Origin of the sequence: Nostoc sp. PCC 9305, assembly GCF_963920915.1 — a bacterium.
GTDB lineage: Bacteria > Cyanobacteriota > Cyanobacteriia > Cyanobacteriales > Nostocaceae > Nostoc.
In genome coordinates, this window is sequence record NZ_CAWUDN010000191.1 from 1 (window position 1) to 7,455 (window position 7,455).

Genomic DNA, 7,455 nt, shown 5'->3' on the forward strand with positions numbered 1-7,455 from the left:
GGGGGATCAATAAGTGCCTAAAATCACAGCCAACCACTTTTCAAACAACCTCTTAATGCAGAAGGCAGAAGGGTTTTAAAGATTTTGTCTGTCGTTATGGAACTAGTGACAGAGTTTCAAATCTAATCCTAACCGCATCACACGCAATCAATCGACTATTGCCTCCACATCCGTAAATAACACCTCGTAGAACCTCGCGTAGCACGAGGTTTATTTTTGGGATTGGCAGAGATCGCCAAAAAATAACATTTTTTGGAGAAGTCGTTTGACCTGTATCGTAGAGACGGCGATCCATCACGTCTCTTGCTTGCGTTAACCTAACATTTGTCTTTTAACAAGAGCATGGCCAGATTGCACATCAAACCAGTGAATATCTTCAGGGGGCAATGCGAGTGTAATATCCTCGTTACTCCAATTTTGGTCTGTTGGCAACAAAGCACGTACTGTAATCGCTCCAGTTTGTGAACCCTCAACCTTGACACTAACCAAATAATGCATACCCAAGTTTTCCACTAAAAACACTCGCCCTTGAATAGTCTGGGTATCACCTGGTTGAGCTATGCGGACATTCTCTGGGCGGATTCCCAGAACAATCTGCGGTGGTACAGTTGGTATATCTGGGAGAAGTATTTGGAAATTACCCAGGAGCGCGTATTGTCCCTTACAATGTAGAGTCAGCAAATTCATTTGCGGACTACCAACAAATCCAGCCACAAATAGATTAGCTGGATGGTTATAAATGCGGTCAGGCGGGTCGAGTTGCTGGACATAGCCATCATTGAGCAATGCAACTTTCGTAGAGAGCGTCATCGCTTCAGTTTGGTCGTGGGTAACGTAGACAACTGGCACTTTTTGAGCGGCAAAAATTTGCTTGATATCGGCTCGGACTCTTTCTCGCAATAGTGCATCCAGGTTACTTAAAGGTTCATCCAGTAGGTAGACATCGGCATTACGCACCAAAGCACGACCGACAGCAACCCGTTGCCGTTGACCTCCAGACATTTGGCCAGGCTTGCGGTTCATTAACTCTGCTAATCCCAAAACTTCTGCCACTTCTGCCACTCGCTGTTTAATTTCTGTCGGTGGGACTTTTTTCAGCTTGAGTCCAGAAGCGAGGTTTTCGTACACCGTCATGTGAGGATAGAGTGCATAGCTTTGAAATACCATTGCAATATTGCGATCGCTTGCTCGTTTATAGGTGACATCCACCTCCCCAATCTCGATTTGACCGCGAGTCGGTTCCTCAAGACCCGCAATCATGCGTAGAACCGTGGATTTACCACAGCCAGAAGGGCCAAGTAAAGTGAGAAACTCATGGTTATCTACAGTTAAACTAACGTCTTTGACAGGGACGACTTTAGGACTGTAGGTTTTATTCAAGTTTTTAAGTTCGAGTTTAGCCATTTTTCATTTGTCATTTTTCATTGGTCATTGGTCATTTGTCATTGGGAACTGGCTATGTAATTCTTCTGCCTCTGCTCCTCTGCTCCCCTGCTCCCCTGCTCCCCTGCTCCCCTGCTCCCCCTGCTCCCCCTTATCCCTTGACAGCACCAGCGGTAAGACCTTGGACAATCCGGCGCTGGAAAAACAAAACTAGTAAAATCAGGGGTAATGTCCCGATGACAGTTGCAGCAGCGATCGGGCCATAAGGAATTTCATATATTGTCGCACCACCCAACTGAGCCGCAGCAACCGGAATTGTCTTCAACTCTTCACGCGTCATAAACGTGAGAGCGAAGATAAACTCGTTCCAAGCAAAAATAAAGGTAAGAATTCCAGTAGTTACTAAGGCGGGAAGGGTCATGGGTAGCACGATTTGCCACAGTAGTTGAAAAGTGTTGTAGCCATCGACCCTAGCAGAATCTTCCAAGTCTTTTGGTAATTGTTCAAAAAAGCTTTTAAGGACTAAAATTGTTAGCGGCAAATTGATCGCAGTGTAGGGTATAATCAGCGCCAGATAATTATTGCCCAATTTCAGCGCTTGGATAATTTCTAATAGTCCTAAGAACAAGAGAATTCCAGGAAATAAAGTAACAATTAAAATGCTGGCGAGGATAACTTTTTCTCCCCAAGGGCGTAACCGTGCGAGAGCATAAGCCGCAGGTGCGCCGATCGCTAAAGCTACAGCGGTAGAAGTAATCGACACAAAAGCGCTGTTGAAGATGTAGCGCCAAAATGGACGACGAGTAAATAACTCAATGTAGTGATTAAAAGTGAATCGTGTGGGGAAATAGACAGTAGGAACGGCGGCAATATCCTCATTCACTTTAAACGAGGTTAGCAATTGCCATAGAGCTGGTGCTAGGCTAAATAGCACTATTAATACAACTATGATGAACAGCAAGATTTTTTTCAGAGAAAACTTGGTTCCCCCTGTTCGTTTTGGAGTCGTTGCAACTGTTTGGGGAGTTACACTCATAGCTTAAATGGCTCCTGATGTTTTGGCACGGTATTTGTTAAGCAAGAAACTAGCGATCGCCACCGCCGCAATTAATATTAAAAATGTCACTACTACCAGGGCTGCTCCATAACCAAAATCTAAGTAGCGCATCACCGTGGAGTAAATGTACAATGACACCACTTCCGTAGCACCACCAGGGCCACCCCCAGTCATCACAGCAACCAAGTCAAAAATCCCGAAAGCTTGAGCAAACCGAAATAGCACTGCAATTAATATCTGCGGCAGCAGCAATGGCAGGGTAATATTGCGGAAACTTTGCCAAGCAGTTGCCCCATCGACCGAGTAAGCTTCATAAAGGTCTTTTGATATCGACTGCAACCCAGCTAACAACAGGATACTGATAAACGGCGTAGTTTTCCAAACATCAGCAAAAACCAGTGCGATCGTTGCCAACGTTGGCTCTCCTAACCAATTAATCCCAGTCTTAATCAGTCCCAGGCGCAGCAGAATATCGTTCACAACCCCAAACTGGTCGTTAAAAATCCAAGCCCACGCCAGACCAATTAGAGAAGTAGGCAAAGCCCAAGGGATAATGGCGGTTGTACGCACTATGCCCCGACCAAAAAACGCCTGATTGAGAACTAAGGCAATCCCCAGTCCTAGCAGCAGTTCTGAGATGACTGATGCTGTTGTGAACACGGTTGTCGCCCACAAACTCTGCCAGAAACGACCATCTCCAGCCATCCGCACATAATTGTCCAAACCAGAGAATACGGATTGTAGCTCTGTTCCCAAATTTCTAGTAAATACGCTTAACCAAAATGCTCGTAAAATCGGGTAGGCAAATACAAACAACAACAGCAGCAATGCGGGTGTTAGTAAGATCCAGGCTGTCTGTTGTTCTCGATTTCTAAGTGTATGTAAATTTGTCATTTGTTATGAGGCAATACGGTTCAGGTAAGGCTAGCACTCTTTGTCAAAGTCATTTTTTTTAACGTAGACGCTTCTCTACGAGACGCTACGCGTAGCTTGCTTCCACGAAGTGGTACGGCTTGCCGCAGGCTACCACAGAGGCGCAGAGTACACAGAGAGAAGAAAGAGAAGGAAAAAATTGCTTAACTGAACTGTATTGTCTTTAGGTACTTCCAAATCAAAAAAATGTTCCAAAACTGACGCAAAAACTCTCTCTATTTTTCCTCTCTCTGTGTTCTCTGTGTCTCTGTGGTTCGTTTATTTGGATAATTTATTTCTTGGAAGTCCCTTAAGCCAATGCTTTAACTTCTAACTCCCCCTGCACCCAACAATCGGCGCGTTTCAGCCGCCGCAGCTTGCATTGCTCGTTCCGAATTCATCCGACCGGATAACGCGGCGCTGAGATAACGCTGTAAAATATCTGATGTTTGAGCATATTGCGCGATCGGTGGACGTAAAACTGCATTGTCTACGACCTGCAATAACTGCGGATAGTGGGGGTATTTAGCAACAATCTCTGGGGCTGTAAACAAATCCCGGCGACTGGGCACATAACCTGCACTGAAAATGAATCGGCGCTGTGCTTCCCGACTGGTAAAATACTTAATTGCTTTCCAAGCTTCTTCAGGATGTCTAGAGGTTTTAGAAATCCCTAAACCCCAGCCCCCTAAACAAGCCGCTCCCGTCTTCCCAGGAGCATGAACCATCGGTTTAATCGCAATTTTGCCCCGGATTGGCGAATTTTCTGCTTGGGCTAGAGGCCACGCATAAGGCCAACTACGTAAAAACGCTACTTGACCACTTTGAAACAAACGGCGCGTATCTTCTTCTTGATAGGTTGTGACTCCAGGAGGAGAAACGCCTTCGCTGATGGTACTACGCAGAAACTCAATGGCTTGTAATGTTTCTGGTCGATCTAGTCCAACTTCGAGGGTGTCGGGTTTAACCCAGAAGCCACCAAAGCCATCGAGGATTTCTGCAAACATCGCCACAAGTCCTTCATATTGGCGACCCTGCCAAACATAGCCCCACTTCACCTGGTTTTTCTTCTGCAAAACTTGGGAAATTCGGAGCAAATCATCAAATGTTTCTGGCGGTTTTAATCCCGCTTGTTTGATTAAATCTTCTCGGTAGTAGAGCATTCCCACATCGGAACGCACTGGAATGCGGTACAGCTGGTTTTGATAACGTCCCCCTTCTACATCCTGGGATGAAAATGCTCCTAACTCCTCTTTAGAAATGCGATCGCCTAAAGGTAGCAACCATCCAGCAGCAGCAAACTTGGATGTCCAGATCACATCCATATTAATCAGGTCATAAGGGGATTCACCCAAGATAAAAGATGAGGTATACAGGTCTTCGAGCAAATTTGTGGCATTCGGCCCTTCAACTAAGTTAATGCGAATACCAGGATTCTCAGCCTCGAAGTCTCTAATTAAACCCTGCCTCCAAGGTTCGGCATCAGGGGCAGTCATTAACAGATTGAGGGTAACTGGTTGCTGCGAGAGCGCTATCCAACTGAATAATATGATGCTTAAGATAGTTGCCAGAAAAACCCCTATATGTAAATAACTTTGTTTTTGAATGAATTTTTGCAACTTGTTTATTGGCTTTCGGTACAACATTATCAATGTAGCGATCGCTAGTAGTAATCCTTAGGAAAGAAAAACATAAAATATCTCAAAAAAGATTATTTCGTATTATTTTTTTACGGCTTAATCAGTAGTGGGTATAAATATTTGTTGTTGGAATGAGGCAGAAAATAGAAGGCAAAAATCAGGAGATAAAAGGGTTTTAGCCTCATTTATTTTTGTCAACATAGTTTGATTTTATTTTGCTTACCTACTTAGCGCTTGATAACAGAATTTAGGCAATTGTCAGCAAAAGTTTAGATAAATTACATTTCCTAGAGAAAACATCAAGTTTGACGCTTTGTCTTTTGACAGCGATCGCAACTTCACGTAAAGTGCCCCACTAGAAGAGTGCTGAGTACTGAGCAAAGAAGAAAAGAATTTCTTAATTACTTCTTCAAAATCTTTATTCTTACACTCAGGACTCATGACTCAGAACTCGGAACTTTTTTTATGGTAGATTTGTTGCTGATTGCAGTCCTGGGGTTCCTGGGGAGTTTTGGACACTGCTTTGGGATGTGTGGCCCGCTAACAGTGGCATTTTCTCTGTCTCATCAGCCGAAAAGCCCACAAACAGTCTCTTTGGGACGGACATCAACCTTAGAAAAGCCCGATACTTGGCAACAGCAATTAAAATTTCATATCCTGCTAAACCTGGGGCGGATGTTGAGCTATGCTCTAGTCGGTGCTGGCATTGGGGCGCTAGGTTCGGTATTGCTGCAAGGTGGACAGCTAGCAGGTATTGGCAGCGACTTCCGGCGCTGGATGGCAATTCTAACTGGTGTGATGTTGATTTGGTTTGGCTTAGGACAAGTAAAACCCGATTTACTACCGCGCATTCCGGTGTTACATCCCCTATTACAAGGTAGTTTACACGATCGCCTCAGCAGAGGAATGGTTAAACTTTCCTTAAAAACCAAATGGTGGACGCCAATGCTTTTAGGGATGACTTGGGGTTTAATGCCCTGTGGCTTCCTGTATGCTGCCCAAATTAAAGCCGCTGAAACTGGCAATTTATGGATGAGTACAGCTACTATGCTGGCTTTTGGCTTGGGAACCTTGCCTACGATGCTAGGTGTGGGCGTTTCCACATCTTTGGTAAGTAAAGACAGGCGCAGTCAGTTGTTTCGATTAGGCAGTTGGGTAACACTCACCATTGGCGTTATCACCTTGCTGCGGACTGGCGACACAATGGTAGATTACACCGGACACGCCGCCTTAATCTGCTTAATTTTGGCGTTAATTGCGCGTCCGATTAGTGGCTTGTGGGCTTCACCACTGCGTTACCGTCGCGGCTTGGGTGTGGGATCTTTTGTGCTTTCTGTGGTTCACACCTTCCACATGATAGAACACTCATTGCAATGGAATTTTGCCGCCTTTTCGTTTCTGCCACCAGAATTTCAGTGGGGGATGGCTGCGGGTGCTGTAGCATTGGTATTAATGTCCCCCGCCGCTTTTACAAGTTGGGAATCGTTGCAAAAATCTTTGGGCAAGCGTTGGCGACAGATTCATCTATTGGGTGTGCCAGCCTTGCTCTTGAGTGCCATTCATACTGTGTTGATTGGTTCCCATTATCTGGGTTCCTTGCAATCAACTTGGGGAAATAAATTAGCGGCAGTACTGGTGGTAATTGTTACTCTCAGTGTTTTGCTAGTGCGCTCGCGCTTTTTTTGGTCAAAGTTAGCCGTAGAAAAGTTTTATGTTCCCCCAATCAAATCGCGGTAAATCATCCTTATTTTCTGGCTCCATCCCAACGAGTCAAAAACAGAAGCGTTACCCTCTCAAAGGCATTTTCTGGAAAAATCAAAGAACAATAAAGTATTTATTATTCCTGAGTTGCTTAGTTATATCAATAACTAATCTTTACCCTGCTTTTGCTCACAAGGTAGAAGTAGGCTCAGATGTAGGCGGTACTCTCCACATTGAACCAAATGATAATCCCACTGCTGGAGAAGCAAGCCAAGCCTGGTTTGCACTTACCCGCAGAGGTGGAAAGGTGATTCCCCTATCGCAGTGTAATTGTCAGTTGGCTGTTTATGCCGAACCTTATGCAGCCGGAGAGCCACCGCTGTTAGAACCACAGTTACAACCTGTGTCAGCCGAACGTTATAAAGGCATCCCAGGTGCAGAAGTTGTCTTTCCCAAACCAGGTCTTTATGAGTTGCAACTAAATGGAAAACCTGTCTCTGGGGCAAGATTCAAACCCTTTGAATTCAAATTTGAAGTGACTGTGGCAGGAGGCGGGTCTACACAGACACAAAACCTACGAAATGTCAATGGCGATCTAGTAGAGGGTCAATCTCAACAATTACCAACTTGGGCGATCGCACTGCCAATTCTCGGATTTATCGGCATCTTAGTTGTCGTCATGCAAAGTATGAGGAGGGGTGGGGAGTAGTTATGAGTTATGAGTTATGAGTTATGAGTTATGAGTTATGAGTTATGAGTTAT

The 7,455-nt window shown here is 44.8% G+C and carries 6 protein-coding genes; 2 read left to right on the forward strand and 4 right to left on the reverse strand.

The window, feature by feature from the left end; translation table 11 throughout:
- Positions 1–312: 312 nt before the first annotated feature.
- The 4 genes from ACM0OX_RS34570 to ACM0OX_RS34585 form a co-directional block, all read right to left on the reverse strand.
- Positions 313–1,404, reverse strand: coding sequence for an ABC transporter ATP-binding protein (locus tag ACM0OX_RS34570; protein ID WP_414519594.1), 1,092 nt, complete (start codon positions 1,402–1,404; stop codon positions 313–315).
- A gap of 130 nt (positions 1,405–1,534) precedes the next feature.
- Positions 1,535–2,419 carry a carbohydrate ABC transporter permease gene (locus tag ACM0OX_RS34575; RefSeq protein ID WP_414519595.1) on the reverse strand — a complete coding sequence of 295 codons (885 nt, stop codon included), beginning with the start codon at positions 2,417–2,419 and terminating at the stop codon, positions 1,535–1,537.
- Positions 2,420–2,422: 3 nt separating this feature from the next.
- Entirely contained in the window at positions 2,423–3,334 is a 912-nt protein-coding gene (locus tag ACM0OX_RS34580) for a carbohydrate ABC transporter permease (RefSeq protein WP_414519597.1), read from the reverse strand.
- A 341-nt stretch (positions 3,335–3,675) separates the two neighbouring features.
- Positions 3,676–4,998: an ABC transporter substrate-binding protein gene (locus ACM0OX_RS34585; RefSeq protein ID WP_414519599.1), complete on the reverse strand. Its 1,323-nt coding sequence runs from the start codon at positions 4,996–4,998 to the stop codon at positions 3,676–3,678.
- 459 nt (positions 4,999–5,457) lie between these two features.
- On the opposite strand from ACM0OX_RS34585, the gene ACM0OX_RS34590 reads away from it, so the two are divergent.
- Both ACM0OX_RS34590 and ACM0OX_RS34595 read left to right on the forward strand, forming a co-directional pair.
- Positions 5,458–6,729, forward strand: coding sequence for a sulfite exporter TauE/SafE family protein (locus tag ACM0OX_RS34590; protein ID WP_414519601.1), 1,272 nt, complete (start codon positions 5,458–5,460; stop codon positions 6,727–6,729).
- Positions 6,704–7,402, forward strand: a complete 699-nt coding sequence (locus ACM0OX_RS34595; RefSeq protein ID WP_414519603.1) for a hypothetical protein — start codon at positions 6,704–6,706, stop codon at positions 7,400–7,402. Before ACM0OX_RS34590 ends, ACM0OX_RS34595 begins: the two co-directional genes overlap by 26 nt.
- Positions 7,403–7,455 lie beyond the last annotated feature (53 nt).

Excerpts from the sequence above, each read along its gene's own strand:
- ACM0OX_RS34590 (WP_414519601.1), top strand. The coding sequence starts at position 5,458 with ATGGTAGATTTGTTGCTGATTGCAGTCCTGGGGTTCCTGGGGAGTTTT.
- ACM0OX_RS34595 (WP_414519603.1), top strand. The coding sequence starts at position 6,704 with ATGTTCCCCCAATCAAATCGCGGTAAATCATCCTTATTTTCTGGCTCC.
- ACM0OX_RS34570 (WP_414519594.1), bottom strand. The coding sequence starts at position 1,404 with ATGGCTAAACTCGAACTTAAAAACTTGAATAAAACCTACAGTCCTAAA.
- ACM0OX_RS34580 (WP_414519597.1), bottom strand. The coding sequence starts at position 3,334 with ATGACAAATTTACATACACTTAGAAATCGAGAACAACAGACAGCCTGG.
- ACM0OX_RS34585 (WP_414519599.1), bottom strand. The coding sequence starts at position 4,998 with ATGTTGTACCGAAAGCCAATAAACAAGTTGCAAAAATTCATTCAAAAA.
- ACM0OX_RS34575 (WP_414519595.1), bottom strand. The coding sequence starts at position 2,419 with ATGAGTGTAACTCCCCAAACAGTTGCAACGACTCCAAAACGAACAGGG.